The 17,771-nt window shown below is 43.6% G+C and carries 18 protein-coding genes; 11 read left to right on the top strand and 7 right to left on the bottom strand.

What is annotated here, in order from left to right; all coding sequences use genetic code 11:
• Positions 1–119: 119 nt before the first annotated feature.
• The 11 genes from kdpB to AC5590_RS29150 all read left to right on the top strand — a co-directional run bounded on the left by kdpB (position 120) and on the right by AC5590_RS29150 (position 10,593).
• Positions 120–2,216, top strand: a complete 2,097-nt coding sequence (gene kdpB / locus AC5590_RS29200) for a potassium-transporting ATPase subunit KdpB (protein ID WP_169266799.1) — start codon at positions 120–122, stop codon at positions 2,214–2,216.
• Between the two features lie 102 nt (positions 2,217–2,318).
• On the top strand, positions 2,319–2,540 hold the full coding sequence (locus AC5590_RS29195; RefSeq protein WP_248277308.1) for a potassium-transporting ATPase subunit F: 222 nt from the start codon (positions 2,319–2,321) through the stop codon (positions 2,538–2,540).
• A 197-nt stretch (positions 2,541–2,737) separates the two neighbouring features.
• On the top strand, positions 2,738–3,343 hold the full coding sequence (kdpC, locus tag AC5590_RS29190) for a K(+)-transporting ATPase subunit C (RefSeq protein WP_169266798.1): 606 nt from the start codon (positions 2,738–2,740) through the stop codon (positions 3,341–3,343).
• Positions 3,344–3,453: 110 nt separating this feature from the next.
• Positions 3,454–4,584 (top strand): histidine kinase, encoded by a 1,131-nt coding sequence (locus tag AC5590_RS29185; protein WP_248277311.1) that lies wholly within the window; start codon positions 3,454–3,456, stop codon positions 4,582–4,584.
• A gap of 81 nt (positions 4,585–4,665) precedes the next feature.
• Positions 4,666–5,823: an anhydro-N-acetylmuramic acid kinase gene (locus AC5590_RS29180; RefSeq protein WP_169266797.1), complete on the top strand. Its 1,158-nt coding sequence runs from the start codon at positions 4,666–4,668 to the stop codon at positions 5,821–5,823.
• A 207-nt stretch (positions 5,824–6,030) separates the two neighbouring features.
• Entirely contained in the window at positions 6,031–7,482 is a 1,452-nt protein-coding gene (gene ffh, locus AC5590_RS29175; protein WP_169266796.1) for a signal recognition particle protein, read from the top strand.
• A gap of 239 nt (positions 7,483–7,721) precedes the next feature.
• Positions 7,722–7,982 carry a 30S ribosomal protein S16 gene (gene rpsP, locus AC5590_RS29170; protein WP_169266795.1) on the top strand — a complete coding sequence of 87 codons (261 nt, stop codon included), beginning with the start codon at positions 7,722–7,724 and terminating at the stop codon, positions 7,980–7,982.
• A complete protein-coding gene (locus AC5590_RS29165; protein WP_211178593.1) occupies positions 7,945–8,379 on the top strand; it encodes a KH domain-containing protein in 435 nt (144 codons plus the stop codon). The genes rpsP and AC5590_RS29165 overlap by 38 nt, the downstream gene beginning before the upstream one ends.
• A 392-nt stretch (positions 8,380–8,771) precedes the next feature.
• Positions 8,772–8,948: a 30S ribosomal protein S21 gene (gene rpsU / locus AC5590_RS29160; protein ID WP_169266793.1), complete on the top strand. Its 177-nt coding sequence runs from the start codon at positions 8,772–8,774 to the stop codon at positions 8,946–8,948.
• Between the two features lie 241 nt (positions 8,949–9,189).
• Positions 9,190–10,143, top strand: coding sequence for a PhoH family protein (locus AC5590_RS29155; protein WP_169266805.1), 954 nt, complete (start codon positions 9,190–9,192; stop codon positions 10,141–10,143).
• A 45-nt stretch (positions 10,144–10,188) separates the two neighbouring features.
• Complete coding sequence (locus AC5590_RS29150) at positions 10,189–10,593, top strand: ChuX/HutX family heme-like substrate-binding protein (protein WP_169266792.1); 405 nt, start codon at positions 10,189–10,191, stop codon at positions 10,591–10,593.
• Between the two features lie 87 nt (positions 10,594–10,680).
• Here the strand turns inward: AC5590_RS29150 and AC5590_RS29145 are convergent, their stop codons facing one another.
• The 7 genes from AC5590_RS29145 to AC5590_RS29115 all read right to left on the bottom strand — a co-directional run bounded on the left by AC5590_RS29145 (position 10,681) and on the right by AC5590_RS29115 (position 17,704).
• Positions 10,681–11,190 (bottom strand): hydrocarbon-binding protein, encoded by a 510-nt coding sequence (locus tag AC5590_RS29145; RefSeq protein WP_318284451.1) that lies wholly within the window; start codon positions 11,188–11,190, stop codon positions 10,681–10,683.
• 442 nt (positions 11,191–11,632) lie between these two features.
• The gene (locus AC5590_RS29140) at positions 11,633–12,055 is read right to left on the bottom strand and encodes a roadblock/LC7 domain-containing protein (protein ID WP_318284514.1); all 423 of its coding nucleotides are present in this window, start codon (positions 12,053–12,055) and stop codon (positions 11,633–11,635) included.
• Between the two features lie 1,227 nt (positions 12,056–13,282).
• The gene (locus AC5590_RS29135; protein WP_169266803.1) at positions 13,283–13,798 is read right to left on the bottom strand and encodes a hydrocarbon-binding protein; all 516 of its coding nucleotides are present in this window, start codon (positions 13,796–13,798) and stop codon (positions 13,283–13,285) included.
• Positions 13,799–14,241: 443 nt separating this feature from the next.
• Entirely contained in the window at positions 14,242–15,324 is a 1,083-nt protein-coding gene (locus AC5590_RS29130) for a DUF4388 domain-containing protein (protein WP_169266790.1), read from the bottom strand.
• Positions 15,325–15,518: 194 nt separating this feature from the next.
• Positions 15,519–15,893 (bottom strand): roadblock/LC7 domain-containing protein, encoded by a 375-nt coding sequence (locus AC5590_RS29125; RefSeq protein ID WP_169266789.1) that lies wholly within the window; start codon positions 15,891–15,893, stop codon positions 15,519–15,521.
• 292 nt (positions 15,894–16,185) lie between these two features.
• Positions 16,186–16,662, bottom strand: coding sequence for a hypothetical protein (locus AC5590_RS29120; RefSeq protein ID WP_248277307.1), 477 nt, complete (start codon positions 16,660–16,662; stop codon positions 16,186–16,188).
• Between the two features lie 493 nt (positions 16,663–17,155).
• A complete protein-coding gene (locus AC5590_RS29115) occupies positions 17,156–17,704 on the bottom strand; it encodes a GTP-binding protein (protein ID WP_169266788.1) in 549 nt (182 codons plus the stop codon).
• Positions 17,705–17,771: the final 67 nt, after the last annotated feature.

Raw genomic sequence — 17,771 nt, 5'->3', positions numbered from 1 at the left:
GAAAAAACAAGATTGTGAGATTGCTTCCTTACGTCGCAATGACACAACTACGTTTACCTTGCATAAGTCCTGATATTTTGAACTTTGAATTTTGAACTTTGAATTTTTAATTCCCTGTCATGGACACCACAAATCCTTCTTATTCTCCTCGCAAAAGCGATCGCCGCCAAGCAGGTAAACAATCGCGAGTCAGCACCACAGGACTTTACCTCAGAGCGATCAAAGATGCTTTTGTCAAGCTCAATCCTAAATACGCGATTAAAAACCCCGTGATGTTCTTGGTTTGGGTTGGTACAATTATCACTTTAGTAGCTACTATCAACCCTTATTTGTTTGGTCCAGTTCCAGGCAAGAATCTACAACTTTTCAACGGATTGATTACAGGAATTTTGTTCTTCACCGTTTTATTTGCCAACTTTGCGGAAGCTGTTGCAGAGGGACGCGGTAAAGCGCAAGCTGATGCTTTAAGGACAACCAAGTCAGAAACAATTGCCAAAAAACTTCTCTCTGATGGTTCAGTGAGTGAAGTTTCTTCCACCAGCTTGCGGATAGGCGATACAGTGTATGTGGCTGCTGGTGATGTGATCCCCGCTGATGGGGAAGTGATTATGGGTGTAGCCAGTGTGGATGAGTCTGCAATTACTGGAGAATCTGCACCAGTTTTGAAGGAAACAGGCTCAGATGTGGCTAGTTCCGTAACCGGTGGTACGCGAATTCTTTCTGATGAACTGATTATCCGGATCACCGCAGATCCAGGCAAGGGGTTTATTGACCGCATGATTGCTTTGGTGGAAGGGGCAGAACGTACAAAAACACCGAATGAAATTGCTCTGACGGTGTTACTAGCAGTTCTAACCTTGGTGTTTCTATTTGTTGTAGTAACTTTGCCTGCGATCGCCAGCTATGTTGGAAGTCCAATTAGTGTGGTAGTATTAGTTGCCTTGTTAGTTGCTTTAATTCCCACAACAATTGGGGGATTACTGAGTGCGATCGGCATTGCTGGTATGGATCGAGTTGCCCAGTTTAACGTTATTGCCACATCAGGACGAGCAGTAGAAGCCTGCGGTGATGTCAATACTTTGGTGCTTGATAAAACAGGTACAATCACTCTTGGTAATCGTTTGGCAGAAGGGTTTATCCCCATCAACAGGTATTCCATAGAGCAAGTTGCCAATGTTGCTTTAGCAGCAAGTATTTTTGACAATACACCAGAAGGGAAATCAATTGTTCGACTGGCAGAAAAATTAGGGGCTACCATTGATTTTGACCGTAACAGGGCTGAAGCTATAGAGTTTTCAGCAAAAACTCGTATGAGTGGCACAAACTTACCCAATGGTAGCCAAGTGCGTAAGGGTGCAGTGTCGGCAATTAAGGGATTTGTCCGTTCTCGCAATCAACAAGATACGCCGACGCCGGTACTCGATGCAGCATATGAAAAAATTTCAAAACTGGGAGGGACACCCTTAGCAGTAGCCCTTGATAGTGAAATTTACGGCGTTATTTATCTTAAGGATATTATCAAACCAGGTATCCGTGAACGTTTTGAGCAGTTGCGGCGAATGGGAGTGCGTACCGTCATGCTGACTGGAGACAACCGCATAACTGCGTCTGTGATTGCGGGGGAAGCTGGAGTTGATGACTTTATTGCCGAAGCCACCCCAGAAGATAAAATCTCTGTGATTAAGCGCGAACAAGCGGCGGGCAAACTGGTGGCGATGACGGGTGACGGTACTAACGATGCACCCGCACTAGCGCAAGCAAATGTAGGAGTAGCAATGAATACTGGTACTCAGGCAGCAAAAGAAGCAGCCAATATGGTGGATTTGGACTCTGATCCCACAAAGCTGATTGATATTGTTGCTATTGGAAAACAACTGCTGATTACTCGCGGTGCTTTGACAACGTTTTCTATTGCCAATGATATTGCCAAGTATTTTGCAATTATCCCAGTGTTGTTTACCTCAGCTAATTTGGGAAGTTTAAATATCATGAAGTTAACGAGTACCAATTCTGCTGTACTGTCGGCTTTGATTTACAATGCTTTGATTATTCCAGCTTTGATTCCTTTGGCACTAACAGGTGTAAAATTTCAACCTTTGACGGCTAATCAGCTTTTGCAACGAAATATTTTTATGTATGGTTTGGGAGGTGTGATTGCGCCGTTTATCGCAATTAAGTTGATTGATTTGTTGATTACTCTGGCGGGATTGGCTTAGAAAATAAGTTGCACCAAGCGCAGACAAATCAGAGGAAAATACTCAAACCAAATCATCTATCCAGTAAGTTTTTCTTAAGGAAAGTGGCTGAGGCGATTTCTTTTGTCTGGTTGCGATCCCTCTTTAGGAGCATCGCGCTCTCAAAAGTTGCCTCTCGCTATTTTTGTCGCGCTGTGCCTCAATTTGCTGATTGCCCCTATAGTGTATGCTGCTGACAGCACTTTGGAACGCTTTTCTGGTTGGGCAATTGGTGTTTTGGGATTAGTAACACTAGCAATTATCATTTATTTGTCTATTGTCGTTTTTCAGCCAGAACGCTTTTAATTAGGTAATATAGGATTCTTCTTTGATTTTTGCGAAACTAGGTACACTTTTATCAGTTACCAGTTACCAGTTACCAGTTACCAGTGATCAATTGTTCCCTGTTCCCTAGCTCAACTAGTAAATTCATAAACAAAACCGGATTCCTAGACAATTTTGTTACTCATAACAGTAAATTTTCGAGGGCGTTGTAGTTTGATATGTCTATTTATAAAGAAATTAGTAAAGCGATTCGCATCACCTTCATCTTATGGTTATTAACGGCTATTATCTATCCTTTATTTATACTTTTCGTCGCTCAAGTTCCCTTTCTTAAAGACAAAGCTGAAGGGAGCATAGTGTTAAATATCAAGGGAGAAATCATTGGTTCAGCTTTGATTGGTCAACAATTCAGATCTGACCAGTATTTCCACAGTCGCCCTAGTACAATTAGATATAGCCAAGGAAAGCAAGGCAATCCTACTGGCGTCTCTGGAGCTAGCAATCTCGCACCTAGCAGTCCAAAATTGCTACAGCGAATTGTAGAAGAAGCAAATCTACTGAAAGATGAAGAAATTCAACCTACTGCTGATTTAATTTACACATCTGGTTCAGGTTTAGATCCGCATATCTCTATCAAAGCAGTACGGCAGCAGTTGGATAGAGTGGCTCGTGCCCGTAAACTCAGACCAGATGAGATACTTCCTTTTATAAATAAGTATACAGAGGGAAGATTTTTAGGTATTTTTGGTGAGCCTGGAGTTAATGTTCTAAAATTAAATTATGCTCTGGATTTAGATGAGTTTAACCGTCAACAAAATAGATAAGCAGTTATTAGTCATTGTTTCTTGACTTGTAATTATTGGCATCTTTATACTCTCAGGATTTATCACACCAGCAGATGTTTGATAATACTCAAACAGCACAAGCCGGGGCTATGCCTGCACCCTTTCCTGCTGGCATAAGTCCAGCCAGACGAGGTAAGCATAAAATTTACATAGGTATGGCACCCGGAGTAGGCAAAACCTACCGGATGCTAGAAGAAGCTCATGCACTCAAAGACGAAGGAATTGATGTTGTTATTGGGCTTTTAGAAACCCACGGACGCAAAGAAACAGCCCAAAAGGCAAATGGGTTAGAGATGATACCCCGTAAGGAAATTCCTCGCGGTGGGTTAACTCTAACAGAAATGGATACGAATGCGATCATTGCTCGCTCACCTCAACTGGCATTGATTGATGAATTAGCACATACAAATGTCCCAGATTCCCTACGAGAAAAACGCTACCAAGACGTAGAAATCATTTTGGCAGGAGGTATTGATGTCTACTCCACAATGAATATTCAGCATTTGGAGAGTCTCAATGATTTGGTAGCACGGATTACTGGTGTGGTTGTGCGAGAACGGGTTCCTGACCGTATTTTAGAAGAAGCGGATGAGGTGGTAGTAATAGATGTTACACCAGAAACACTGCAAGAACGCTTGTTAGAAGGCAAGATTTACGCGCCGCAAAAAATTCAACAATCACTGGATAACTTTTTCCAACGCCGTAACCTGATTGCCTTACGAGAGTTAGCACTGCGGGAAGTCGCAGATAACGTTGAGGAAGATGCCGTTGCTTCTACTCCACAAGGTCAATTCTGTAACATTCATGAACGAGTTTTGGTGTGCGTGTCCACTTATCCCAACTCAATCCAACTGTTACGTCGAGGAGCAAGAATTGCGAGTTACATGAGTGCTCCTCTATTTACCATATATATTTCTCATCCAGAGCGCTTCCTGACTAAGGAAGAAAGTTTGTACATCGAAACTTGTGAAAAACTTTGCAAAGAATTTGATGGTACATTCATTCGTACCACTGGCACTGATGTAGCCAAGGCGATCGCACAAATTGCTGAACAATACCGGATCACTCAAATTGTGATTGGGGCAAGTCAGCGATCGCGCTGGCAAATTCTCTTTAAAGGCGCTTTAACCCATAAATTGCTACGATTACTGAAAAATGTTGATTTACATATTATTTCCGCCGAAAAAAGTAATACTCCTACTCGTTCGGCAATTGATTGATTTAAAATGGTAACCGCTAATTATCTGCGTATCCTCCGGGAAGCTGCCCAGAGGGAGTCAACATCAGCGGTTTAAAATCAAATGACTCTTGTAATTGGTTTAATAAGTGGCACGTCTGTAGATGGTATAGACGCTGCCTTGGTAGATATTTCTGGTACAGACTTGGATATCAAAATTGAGTTGGTGGCTGGTGCAACATATCCTTATCCAGCAGATTTGAGAGAACGGATTTTAGCGGTTTGTGCAGGGGCAGCTATTTCGATGGCTCAATTGGCAGAATTAGATGATGCGATCGCCTGTACTTTTGCCCAAGCTGCACAAAATATTCAAATTGGTCACGAGAATCCCACTTTAATTGGTTCTCATGGTCAAACAGTATATCATAAACCACCATCACAACCTATCACACCAATCGGGTATAGCTTGCAACTTGGGCGTGGTGAATCAATTGCCAATCAAACAGGTATAACAACAGTCTCTAACTTTCGTGTAGCAGATATTGCTGCTGGTGGTCATGGTGCGCCCCTTGTACCACGTATCGATGCGGCTTTGCTCAGTCATCCTCAAGAAGCACGTTGTATTCAAAATATTGGGGGCATTGGTAACGTTGCTTATATTCCAGTTCGTCGTGACAACTGGCTAGAAAAAATTCGCGCCTGGGACACAGGACCAGGAAATAGTCTTTTGGATTTGGCGGTAGAACATTTAACGAATGGTACGAAAACCTATGATGAAAATGGCTCTTGGGCAGCGAGTGGTACTCCCTGTTCTCCCTTAGTAGAGCACTGGCTAAGCCAAGATTACTTTTATCTACCACCACCCAAATCCACAGGTCGAGAATTATTTGGTGTTGATTACCTGCATCAATGTTTACAAGACGCCCAAGCCTACCAACTCAGTCCAGCCGACTTGCTGGCGACGCTTACGGAACTCACTGTAGCTTCAATTGTTCACAGTTACCGGACTTTTTTACCGCAAATGCCACAGCGGGTGCTGTTATGTGGCGGAGGTAGTCGCAATCTCTATCTCAAGCGTCGGTTACAGGTACTATTGGAACCTGTGCCAGTTGTTACCACAGATGAAGTTGGCTTGAGTGCTGATTTCAAAGAAGCAATAGCCTTTGCAGTTTTGGCATACTGGCGCTTTATGGGTACTCCTGGCAACTTACCAACCGCAACCGGAGCGCGTCAAGAAGTGCTGCTGGGTCAAATTCACTCACCGTTGGTTGTCAGCGCCTAAGGGGCGGGATGACACGCCAGCAACGAATGAAAAAACACTTTTTTCCCTTCTTCCCTGTTATCAGTTATCAGTTATTTGATAACTGATAACTGTTCCCTGTTCTGTGTTCCCTTGTGACTATATTCCAATACAGTCGAACTGAAAAAACACTAAGCTGTATATATGGCAAAAAACTCTGCTGACTAACTACCTGTAACTTAACTGATTATGTTTGAAGCATTAGCTGACCGTTTAGAAGGTGCCTGGAAGAAACTCCGGGGTCAGGACAAAATCTCCCAATCGAATATTCAAGACGCTTTGCGCGAAGTGCGTCGTGCGCTGTTAGAAGCGGATGTTAATCTTCAGGTAGTTAAAGATTTTGTCACCGAAGTTGAAACCAAGGCGCTGGGAGCGGAAGTTATTACTGGCGTCCGACCTGACCAACAGTTCATCAAGATTGTCCACGATGAACTAGTGCAGGTGATGGGGGAAGAGAATGTTCCTTTAGCACAAGCTGATCACTCTCCCACAGTTGTTCTGATGGCAGGGTTGCAGGGTACTGGTAAAACGACTGCTACTGCCAAGTTAGCCTTGCATCTACGTAAGTTAGAACGCAGCTGCTTAATGGTCGCGACGGACGTGTATCGTCCAGCGGCTATTGACCAATTGATCACACTAGGTAAGCAAATTGACGTGCCAGTGTTTGAACTAGGATCTGATGCTGATCCAGTTGAGATTGCACGGCAGGGCGTGGAACGCGCCAAAGCAGAAGGGGTTGACACAGTCATTATTGATACTGCTGGTCGCTTACAAATTGATCAAGACATGATGGCGGAATTAGCCCGCATCAAAGAAACTGTCCAACCCGATGAAACTCTTTTGGTGGTAGACTCCATGACGGGTCAAGAAGCCGCCAATCTTACCCGTACTTTCCACGAAAGAATTGGGATTACTGGTGCAATTCTTACCAAGTTGGATGGTGATAGCCGGGGTGGGGCAGCACTTTCTGTGCGGCATATTTCAGGAGCACCCATTAAGTTTGTCGGTGTGGGTGAAAAGGTTGAAGCTTTACAACCGTTTTATCCTGACCGTATGGCATCGCGCATTTTGGGCATGGGCGATGTTCTGACCTTGGTAGAAAAGGCTCAGGAAGAAATTGACCTTGCTGATGCTGAGAAAATGCAGGAGAAAATCCTGTCAGCGAACTTCGACTTTACCGATTTTCTCAAGCAAATGCGCCTACTCAAGAACATGGGTTCACTGGGTGGTATAATTAAGCTCATCCCTGGGATGAACAAGCTAACAGATGACCAACTTAAGCATGGAGAAACCCAGCTTAAGCGCTGTGAAGCGATGATTAATTCCATGACGCGTCAAGAGCGCCAGAACCCCGATTTGTTGGCAAGTTCTCCTAGTAGACGGCGACGCATTGCGAGTGGAGCAGGTTATAAAGAGACAGATGTTAGTAAACTGGTCAGTGACTTCCAAAGAATGCGCAATATGATGCAGCAAATGGGTCAAGGGCAGTTCGCTGGTATGCCAGGAATGTTTGGTGGAATGGGTGGTCCGGCTGCTGGTAACAGCCCAGCTGCCCCTGGTTGGCGGGGTTACAATAGCGGCGCTGGCTCGAAAAAGAAGCAGAAGAAAGACAAAAAGAAGAAAGGCTTCGGTACGCTTTAGCCACTCATGGGTGGTTAGTCGCAATTCACAAATAACAAACAGCGACTAACACCTAACACTTGGCAAGTGCTAAAATGGGCATTTTAGCACCAGAAGTTAAACTGCCTACCCAATGGGACAGCTTTCAACAGCAATAACATTCCCTTTGGAACTGTGTTCCGGAAACTTCACGCTCATCTAAGTTCCCAATAAACTAACTGCAAACAGATTCCTAGAAACAGGAGAACGATTTCTTAACCATGATTAAACTGCGCCTGAAGCGATACGGTAAAAAACGAGAACCAAGTTACCGCATCATCGCAATCAACAACCTCGCTCGCCGCGATGGTCGTCCGTTGGAAGAACTGGGTTTTTATAACCCCAGAACTGATGAAGTACGACTGGATGTTCCCGGCATCGTCAAGCGACTACAACAAGGCGCTCAACCGACTGATACCGTACGTCACATCCTGCAAAAAGCCAATGTCTTTGAACAGGTCAGTGCAAAAGCCTCAACTTAAAATCGGAACAAAATCCCCCACAACCAGTCCAGACTACGTTGGACTGGTACGGTTTCTAATGCAACCGTTTTTAGATTCTCCTGAGTCTTTTAGCGTCGATTGTGAAATGTCTAATACCCGCAACCATGCTTGGATTCGCATTGCCTTTGAAAGCTCAGATAAGGGAAAAGTATTTGGTCGAGGTGGACGTAATATTCAAGCAATTCGCACTGTGATTACTGCCGCAGCTCAAACAGCTGGACACTCAGTATACCTGGATATCTATGGCAGCAGTGCTGGTAATCGGGATGACTCATCTTTTGAAGAAGACAGGGAAGAACGATTACCGCCACCAAAACCCAGAGAAAAACGTGGAGACGGACAAGATAAACCTATTGCCAGAATACGCTCCCACTAGGTTTAACACCAAGTCCGTAACAAAAACATGAAAAGTAAATCCTAGCACTGAGTACTTATGGAACTGCAGCTTTTATCGACTTAGGAAATTCAAGTCACAGTTTGTACCGAAGTGCGTTCGTAGTAGAAAAGCTAGCATTAAAAAAAAAGCCCGGTTAGCAATAGCTTGGTTTGGCGCAGTTGCAAACAAAGTAGATTCGGTCTACCCCAAAGGCGTCAAAGGTTTTGTGTAAGCGCCGAGTATGATTTCTACAATCTTACGCTTACTCGGTTGAGTGTAACACTCGTAAACTAAGTAAAGCGCTCACACAGAAGTCAGAACAGAAAAAGCAGCGGTTGACTACGTTTTTAGATGATACTTAGAGAATCTCTGTAAGGAGGTGAAACCAGGGAGTGGCTGAAGTCCGTTTGGGTGAAGATGAGTCGATTGACTCAGCATTAAGGCGCTTTAAAAAGAAAATTCAAAAAGCCGGAATTTTATCCGAGGTCAAGCGCCGAGAAAGATACGAAAATCCCAGTATGCGCCGTAAGCGCAAAGCGGAAGCCGCACGCAAAGGTGGTCGCTTCTAAATCAAAGTTCTATCTTTGATGATGGCGGTTAACTAATGCCAGCTAGCTATTTACCTTAAAGTCTGAAAGTTGTTGTAGAGCAAATATTCGGCAAAGTAGAGCAGCGATTTTATGCGCCTCTACTTTTCCTAATAAAATGTAATTTCAAGGCAAATGTTCTTAACATCAACAAAACAACAAAATTGTTTAGTTCAACTAAAGTCTGTGAAGTATTTTTCTAATTTTGAATGATGAATTTATGATGGCAGGTGCCTTAACGATTGAACTGCCGAATCTTCCAAGTGCGATCGCACTAGCAGGAGAAGGGGAAGAAAATCTCAAAACTTTGGCACGACAAACAGGAGCCAATATAGTTCTGCGGGGACAAGAACTGCATATTTCTGGCACCGAAAAGCAAGTTGACTTGGCAAATCGATTAGTGCGATCGCTTGAAGACCTTTGGAGCAAAGGCAACAATATTTCTAGTACAGATATATTAACAGCTCGCCAAGCCTTGGACACTCATCGTGAAGGGGAACTGCTAGATTTACAGCGCGATATCATTGCTAAAACGCGTAAAAGTGAGGAAGTCCGTGCCAAAACCTTCCGACAACGACAGTATATCGAAGCGCTACGCAAACGGGATTTAACTTTTTGTACAGGCCCAGCCGGTACAGGAAAGACTTTCCTTGCAGTCGTCGTTGCTGTACAAGCACTTCTGGCGAACCAATTTGAACGGCTCATTCTCACTCGTCCAGCTGTCGAAGCTGGCGAAAGACTTGGTTTTTTACCAGGAGACTTGCAGCAGAAAGTCAATCCCTATTTGCGTCCACTCTACGATGCGATCAATGAATTTATTGATCCAGAAAAAGTCCCGTCATTGATGGAAAGAGGCGTCATAGAAGTTGCTCCTTTAGCGTACATGCGGGGACGGACTCTTAACAACGCTTTTGTGATTGTTGATGAAGCTCAAAACACCACACCAGCTCAAATAAAAATGGTTTTGACTCGTTTGGGTTTCCGTTCCCGTATGGTGATTACAGGTGACATCACACAAACCGACTTACCAGCCAACCAACAATCTGGATTAACGGTAGCTATACAAATTCTAAAACACGTTGAAGGCATAGCCTTTTGCGAATTTTCTCAAAAAGATGTTGTCCGCCATCCTCTTGTTCAGCGTATAGTCGCTGCATACGAACAACATGAAAAATAGTCCCGAGTCATGAAAAAATGACAAATGACAAATGACGAATCACACATGACTAAAACACTAAAAGAATTTTTGGAAGCTTGCGAAACTCTGGGAACACTACGTCTGATTGTCACAAGCAGCGCCGCTGTTTTGGAAGCACGCGGTAGAGTGGAAAAGCTGTTTTATGCAGAACTCCCAAAAGGTAAGTACGCCAACATGCACAACGAAGGTTTTGAATTTCACTTGAATATGGATAAAATTACGCAGGTGAAATTTGAAACCGGTGAAGCCAAGCGAGGTAACTTTACCACCTATGCCATTCGGTTTTTGGATGACAAACAAGAGCCAGCTTTAAGTTTGTTTCTACAATGGGGTAAACCAGGAGAATACGAACCTGGACAAGTAGAGGCTTGGCAGACTTTACGGGAGCAATATGGAGAACTCTGGGAACCTGCACCAGCAGTGATTTGATGAGAGTGGACTAATCCCATGATCATGTAAAACCCCGCAAGGTTTCAACCAAAAACTTGCGGAGTTTACTATTTACCTGTCTTATGTTTAAGCTATACTACAAAACTCCAATACATCATGAGTACCACCACGCAAAACAGACTCAGTTTGTTTTCCGTACAAACGCTTCTCCAAAAGAGCTTCCAAAAAACCTTGAATAACACCTAAAGTATAAGTGCAAGTTCGTGATGAGCCTTCCACTTCACCAGCAGAGCAAAAAGTTTCTTTGGCATAGACTTTGTAAATATCTCCTTGTTGTTCTATCTTGTCGATAAGACACAAGCGAGTTCCCTCTTTACCTAAAACCAAATTAATATTATTTTGGATTTGTTCAAGAGACAAAAATGCTTTATTGCCAACTAAATTTAAGTCTCTAGCAAAAATTCTACCTTGGTTACGACCAGCAGATATCATCGCGATCGCAGCCGTTTTGTCACCCAAAGCTTGTTCAATACCAATAAGGATTGCTTTCAAAAAGATTATGCTGCTAAAATCACCCAGTTCCGGACGCAAACGGCTCATTTGTTGAGTCATAAAAGTCTGTTCACTTGATATCATCTTTTCGTTTCCTTTATCTGTTGAGTTTACGTGGAATTTATTGTCTGGCAGAAATTACCCTTAAATTTTCCTAGAATTCTTGTCATGTTTTACTCATTTTTATATTATTATCACTAATAATCTGGCATTGATTTGTTCCGGTGTCTTTAATGCGTGAATTTTGTATGCGCAAAGCGCACATCAAAGGCGTAAGCGCAAGCGCACGAATCGAGCGTTGCAAGAGCGTCTGTGCAGGAGATACAAAGTAAGCGTGTCCCTTTGGGACTTACAAAGCAGCGTGCCCGGAGGGCATATTTTGAATTTTGAATTTGAGCGTATGCGCAGAGCGCACGCCGGAGGCAAAGGCGCAGCTTGTCCGTTCGGGCAAAGCCCGTCGTGCCCGTTGCAAGAGCGTGTCCCTTTGGGACTCAGGACTCAGGACTCAGGACTCAGCGAGTGAGCTTTAACCCATTAGGGATCTTATTTTAACAACAGCCCGTTTAATTTCTAGAAATAATAAGCCTTGCTTAATAGAGGCATTAGCGAGAACCAATAAAATTGCATCACCACAGCTAACCAACACGCCATAGCCTTTCTCACCTTCAACGAAGATACGGTCAATATTTCCGCGAGCAAGTTCGCGTCCTATTTGTTCGCCTAACGAGAGCATAGATGCAGACATGGCAGCAGTACGCCCTTCATCCATTCCTGTAGGTAATACAGAAGCCAAAGCTAAGCCATCAGGGCTTAACAATATTGCACCCTGAACCCCAGTGCTGCTTGAGACAAAGTTTTGCAGTTCGTCTTGTAGCATGGAAACGTAAATCATAACTCTTTCCATTGTGAGTGAGGGTGTTTTAGTACTTTTTACAGGTGTGGCTATTATAGTTAAGCTTTACCTACAATAGTATTAATTAAGTATAGGACTCTTCCGCATATTTTTGAGGAAGCTAGGTACACTTTGAGTGCTTCTTCCCGAAGGGCTGACGCTGTAGGCGAAGCCCTTCGGGAACGCCCGTCCCCCAATCTCCTACGGAGACGCTACGCGAATGTGACGGAGACCGCCCTATGCCCTGCGGGCACGCTGAGTCCCAAGGGGACACGCGCAAGGGACGCTAACGGGTTCGCCACTTTGCCAAACTCCTACACCAGACGCACTCGCGTTCGTGACGGGAACCGCCCCTACGGGGTTCACCAGTCACCTGCGGAGGGAAACCCTCCCGCAGTGCTGGTTCACCAAGACGGCAAGTGGACTCACCAAGACGGGGGCCGGTCTCACCTGTTAAGCGTTCTCTGTTAAGCGTCCGGACTTTGTTAGTTCACCCTTCAGGTCTGCGCAGAACGCACGCCCGTCGCCGGCACCAGGGTTACCCTACCAAGAGCGCCCTCACTCACCAGATGCCAAGTGAGGGAAACCCTCATCAAGCACTGGTCTCACCAAATCAAACCGCACTCCTATAGATGGGTGTAAATAAACAGAACTATCAGGCTGCAAATGGGAGAGCGAGAACCCCTGCCTTTTAATTCGGGGATGAAGCTCAACACAACAGGTTTTAACCTGTTGTTTGTTTGTTATAATTCCTGAAGGTACTGGGTGGCGACCCATACAGGATATCCATAACTGGACTCCGAGGGTAGAAACGTAGTCTTTGGACTGTACCGGAGTCTGCGGTGGGACGCATCGTAGACCTTAAGCTAAATTGCCTGCGCAGACGGTGAGACCAGCGCTCTTGGTAGGGTAACCCTGGTGCAGGCGACTGGCGAACCCGGAGGGTCTGACGGGGATTGGCAACAGTCTAGTTAAGAGTCTAAGAAACAGGAACAAAGGTGGAAAAGCACGGCTTTTGAGCCTGCGTTGTAACATCTTTTAAGAATCTCCACGCATTTATGCCGGGGAGTAGGTCAAATTGCAATCGGTAAAGGGGCAGGGAAAACCTTTAACCTTTTCCCTTTCCCCTGACAAAACGTTATATACTTCGCTAAAATTAGTGCCAACCTACTCAGAGATCATTTATAAAGTAAATCTTATCTCAGTAGGGTTTCCCTGCGGGAGAAACTGTCCGTCCCGTTGTATTACAAGCGCTTGAAAAAATTCTGTGAGTCTTCTTAGCTCTCATAAAAAAGTAAACTTAAACACATCGTAATCACCACCACGAAGCACTGATTCCGTGTGTTTACCTTGCAAGCGCTTACCGAGAACTTGCTCTATAAATCCCCAAACAACACCGAGCGTGTAAGTACATTGACGCTCGGAACCTTGAGGCTCGCCCGCTGAACAAAAGGTTTCTGAAGTGTAAACATGAATAACATCGTCTTCTCTTATGATGTTATTAATGATGCACAAGCAAGTTCCGTCTTTACCTAAAGCTGTTTCGAGTTTGTAGCCAATATCGTCAAAAGAGCAGGATGATCCTGAGAAACATAATTCTTGTGCAAGATCTTTGCCGCGATGACGCCCAGCTGTAGTTAAGGCGATCGCAGCTGCCTTTTCACCCAAAGTTTTTTCTATTCCGATAACTGCCGACTTAAAACAGACAATACTATTGAAATCTCCAAGGGTTGGACGTAGCTTTGCCTCAGGTTTTAGTACAGCTTTGTCCTCATCTGTCAGCTCAACACCTCTTTCCATTAAAGACGAAAAGGCTTGTGGTTGTAAAGTCATGTGATGATTCTCCTAGTATCAACAAAAACCAAATTTTATCTGCTAGCGCGTCTAGTCTAATTTCTTAGCTAAAAATTAATCAGTTGATGAGTCTGTTTTCCTTGTTCCTTGTGCCTGTGCACCCCTGCACCCTTGCAACTTCAATCGAATATTTTAGTGTGGATGCAGAACTACTCAATTTCTTTCTCTATTTATAGTTGGGTAATTACTGATCATCCCAAAAAATATACTTAATTGATACTAGTATTTATTACTTAATATATTCACAATAAATCTTTACAAAAAATTAACAAAAAATAAACTCATCCTTCGCTCATCAAACTGTTCCCTAGTTCTGTTTCATAAAAAGCTAGGGGGAAATCGAAGTTATTAGTCATCAGTCATTAGTGTGTTTTTTATGATTTATCGTACTAAGTTTTGCTTCGATCAAAACTAAATAATCCTTGGAAAAACGACCGAATCAGACGCAGCCAACGACCTAACTTTTTGAGAAACGACTGAAAGACGTTTGTTTGGCTCGAAGAGTCTACTACTGACTCTGGTAAATTTTCTGCTACAGAAGTCGTTTGTGTTACTATGTCACTTAACGGCTGCGTGTTATCAATTTGCCTGGAAGAGTCCACAATTGACTCTGGTAAATTTTCTGCTACAGGAGTCGTTTGTGCTACTATGTGATTTAACGGCTGCGTGTTGTCAATTTGCCTGGAAGAGTCCACAATTGACTCTAGTAAATTTTCTGCTACAAAAGTCGTTTGTGTGACTTCGTTCCTTGAAGCACTAGTTAGGAAAACTTCTTCTACTAAATCACTTCTTAGGAGTCGAAAGGCAATTTGCTGTACTTTTTCTACAGCAAGCTCAAGTTGATTAGCAATTTCCCCCAAGGAAATAGTGCCATTCGCCAACTGCCAAACTTGCAATTCCAGAGAGTCTAACTGCTGAGTAATATTCTTATTTGACAGGATTAGACTTAACTCAGGCAGTTGTTGGGCTAATACACTCCAATCTTGCAGCAATCGCAAACCGATAAGTGTAATCTCAGTTGCTGGTATACTTATGCCTGTCATCTCTGAGTGGGGTAAATCAGCTTCAGCGTCAAATTCAAACTGACCATCTTTGAGTTCAAACAAAACAGACACTTGTTCCACAACTTGGATACGAAATAGTAGTTTCAGTTGTTCGGCTTGCAGTAGTCCTTGGAACTTGAGGCATAAACCTATCGGCGTGTTAGCCCGACAGATCTGAGCCATTCTTAAAGCAACGTCCTGGCTTACCCAGCCCCGTTGAGCGATCATTGAAAGCAAGCCTTTTTCATCTAGACGATCAGCAGCAGCGACAATCCGACCTTGATACAGCCAGATGTAATAAACAGGCTTAAAAGCAGTTACATCAGCAGCTAAGGTACGAATTGTGAGTAATCCTGTGTTGTTTCCTTGCTCTAGCAATTGAAAAATACTTGGCAAGGGAAATTCTGCTAAATTACCAGTAAATATCATATTAGTTTTACTTAGTAGCGCCCCACGGGTGGCGCGCCAGCCGCTACGAATGGAAAAAATACTCTTTTCCCCTACACCCTTACACCCCTGTGTTTCGTAAGGAGAGTTATGCTGATAAGGTTTAATAAATAAGCTAGGTCTTGTTGATAAAGTCAGACCTAGCTTTTTAGGGCTTGAGAACTTTTAACGCAGAATTAGTACATCATAGCCTTCCTCAATTCTGTAAGAACACGCTTGATTTCTAGCAAGAGCAATCCCTGTTTGGCACTATCACTTGCTAAAACTAGTAGTACAGCGTCTTCGCCGCAGCCATTGAGAATTCCAAAACCCTTGTCACCTTCAACATAAATCCGCTCTATATTGCCTCTGCTTAACTCACTCCCAATGCGCTCACCAAGAGATATCATTGCCGCAGCCATTGCTGATACCCGCTCTTCGTCCATCCCGCCTGGTAAGCTTGACGACAAAGTTAGACCATCTGGAGAAACAAGCACTGCACCTTGGACATCACTTGTTGCGGTGACAAAATTTTGCAGAATGCTGCTAAGTTTTGCTGTGTTAATTGCCATGCTACACTCCTCTTTTGCTTTGATTTGGGTTCCCTGTGGATTTTGGTTGCTAATTCAGTTTTCTATTTGACTACTTGCATTACAGGATTTTGTCCACCCTAAAGAAAACCCCTGTAATAAACTTGCAGGCAAATTCTATGTGTGTCAACAGAATTTGGGTAAGAGGATGACTGCATTTGCTGTATTTATGATCATCCTCTAAATGTATGCGGTGAATTCAAAAACATCGAAGCTACTGCCTCAAAGTATCAATTCAATCGCTTTAACCCGCAAGCGTTGACTGAGGTTGATTTCAAAGAGCCGTGAACTCGAACTCTGTTTGAAAATTTATTTGATCGCCAACAGGAACTTGTCGAGCTTGGTGGCGTTTTTGCATAACCTGATCGATAAAGCCACCCAGTATACCTAGGGTAAATGGGCATAAACGGATGGAACCTGAATTCTCACCAGACATTTCAACTGGCTCGGTCACCTTTACCCTAATAAAGTTTTCTTGTTGAGATACTTCATCGATAAGACAGAGTCGTGTTCCTTCGACACCTAAACTTGTGTTTAGGCGCTTCAGTATAGTTGGAAGATCATTTGATTCCATTGAAGCCCCAAGTTTTGTGGCAATTTTCTTACCGTAGGTACGACCCGCAGCACCAATGATGACTGCTGCAGCTTTGGAACCTAAGTTATCTTCTATGCCATCCAGCAAAGCTTTGTAGTCCATCACATTGACGAAATCTCCTAGCTGTGGTCTGAGAGTATTGGAAGTTGTCATCATACGGTTATCGCTTATAGAGAAAGAAACATTTGTACAAAATTTGTAGATAGATGCTTTCGTTTATCGACGTGCCAGAAAATACCTGTCCTTTGCGGGCTATTTATTAACCCAACGGCAGAGCTAGTCTCTACGATGGAAACTCCTGTGCATGTCTAGCACTCAACAAACACTCGTTTGGCATCTTGCTTACGGGTTTGTGTTTAGCTCGCTGCTGGAACGTCTAATACTCAAACTCCATTTAGCTCCCAAGATTTTATGCCTATCTGCATAGCTTCAGAAGCTATTGGTCAGTTGGTTATTTGCTGCCTGATATCTTTGTTTAAAATAACATTAAAAATGAAATATATTCAGGATAATTACGTAAAATTTTTGATGATATGCTGAAAATGCCACCTTAAGGTACAACCCATACAATAAACTTCGTGGCAGTTGTTGGGGAAAAGGTTAAGGGGAAAGGGGGGAACCCCCCTTTCATTTACGATAAAAGCGCCAGCTATCCAGTGGTATTGTGGTAGTAATTGGCAAATTCTTCGACGAGTGCAATCAAAGCTTGTTTGACCGAAGTGGACTCGGTAGCATTGACTGTAATTATTGGTGGTCGAGTTTTCTCATCATCCAATCCCAAGGCGATCGCCACATCTTGGGCTTCCCATGCATCCGGGCAATCAGTATGAGTCAGCCCAATCACATAAGGAATTTGCACCCGTTGATTCATAAAGTTGAGTTGCTTGCGACCATAACGGAAATGCTGCGGACGGTGAGCTGCTACTAGCAAAATGTAAGCGTGGGCTTTTGCAATCAAAATCTCCCACATATAGTCAAATCTACTTTGTCCTGGTGTGCCATAGAGGTGTAGTGATTGATTCAGTCCTATAGTCAGCCGCCCAAAATCCAAAGCGACTGTGGTCGTTTTCTTCAGTAGTCCAACTTCATCTGTAGCTTTTTGTTCAGTGTCTACCACCTCTATATCACTGATTGTGCGAATCAAGGTCGTCTTCCCCGCACCCATACCTCCCGTCACTACTATACGTAGGATTTCCATTTATATCCTGCTGCTCCACACAACTTATACAATACTGAACATTAATGTTTTACTTGTTCCCAAAGTC

It is taken from the genome of Brasilonema octagenarum UFV-OR1, from assembly GCF_963888615.1.
Taxonomy (GTDB): domain Bacteria; phylum Cyanobacteriota; class Cyanobacteriia; order Cyanobacteriales; family Nostocaceae; genus Brasilonema; species Brasilonema sennae.
The sequence above is the reverse complement of the archived record's forward strand: the minus strand, read 5'-3'. Positions and strand labels throughout refer to the sequence as shown.

Excerpts from the sequence above, each read along its gene's own strand:
- AC5590_RS29155 (WP_169266805.1), top strand. The coding sequence starts at position 9,190 with ATGGCAGGTGCCTTAACGATTGAACTGCCGAATCTTCCAAGTGCGATC.
- kdpB (WP_169266799.1), top strand. The coding sequence starts at position 120 with ATGGACACCACAAATCCTTCTTATTCTCCTCGCAAAAGCGATCGCCGC.
- rpsP (WP_169266795.1), top strand. The coding sequence starts at position 7,722 with ATGATTAAACTGCGCCTGAAGCGATACGGTAAAAAACGAGAACCAAGT.
- AC5590_RS29185 (WP_248277311.1), top strand. The coding sequence starts at position 3,454 with ATGCCTGCACCCTTTCCTGCTGGCATAAGTCCAGCCAGACGAGGTAAG.
- AC5590_RS29135 (WP_169266803.1), bottom strand. The coding sequence starts at position 13,798 with ATGGAAAGAGGTGTTGAGCTGACAGATGAGGACAAAGCTGTACTAAAA.
- AC5590_RS29120 (WP_248277307.1), bottom strand. The coding sequence starts at position 16,662 with ATGATGACAACTTCCAATACTCTCAGACCACAGCTAGGAGATTTCGTC.
- AC5590_RS29180 (WP_169266797.1), top strand. The coding sequence starts at position 4,666 with ATGACTCTTGTAATTGGTTTAATAAGTGGCACGTCTGTAGATGGTATA.
- AC5590_RS29125 (WP_169266789.1), bottom strand. The coding sequence starts at position 15,893 with ATGGCAATTAACACAGCAAAACTTAGCAGCATTCTGCAAAATTTTGTC.
- kdpC (WP_169266798.1), top strand. The coding sequence starts at position 2,738 with ATGTCTATTTATAAAGAAATTAGTAAAGCGATTCGCATCACCTTCATC.
- AC5590_RS29165 (WP_211178593.1), top strand. The coding sequence starts at position 7,945 with ATGTCTTTGAACAGGTCAGTGCAAAAGCCTCAACTTAAAATCGGAACA.
- AC5590_RS29145 (WP_318284451.1), bottom strand. The coding sequence starts at position 11,190 with ATGATATCAAGTGAACAGACTTTTATGACTCAACAAATGAGCCGTTTG.
- AC5590_RS29150 (WP_169266792.1), top strand. The coding sequence starts at position 10,189 with ATGACTAAAACACTAAAAGAATTTTTGGAAGCTTGCGAAACTCTGGGA.
- AC5590_RS29130 (WP_169266790.1), bottom strand. The coding sequence starts at position 15,324 with ATGATATTTACTGGTAATTTAGCAGAATTTCCCTTGCCAAGTATTTTT.
- AC5590_RS29115 (WP_169266788.1), bottom strand. The coding sequence starts at position 17,704 with ATGGAAATCCTACGTATAGTAGTGACGGGAGGTATGGGTGCGGGGAAG.
- ffh (WP_169266796.1), top strand. The coding sequence starts at position 6,031 with ATGTTTGAAGCATTAGCTGACCGTTTAGAAGGTGCCTGGAAGAAACTC.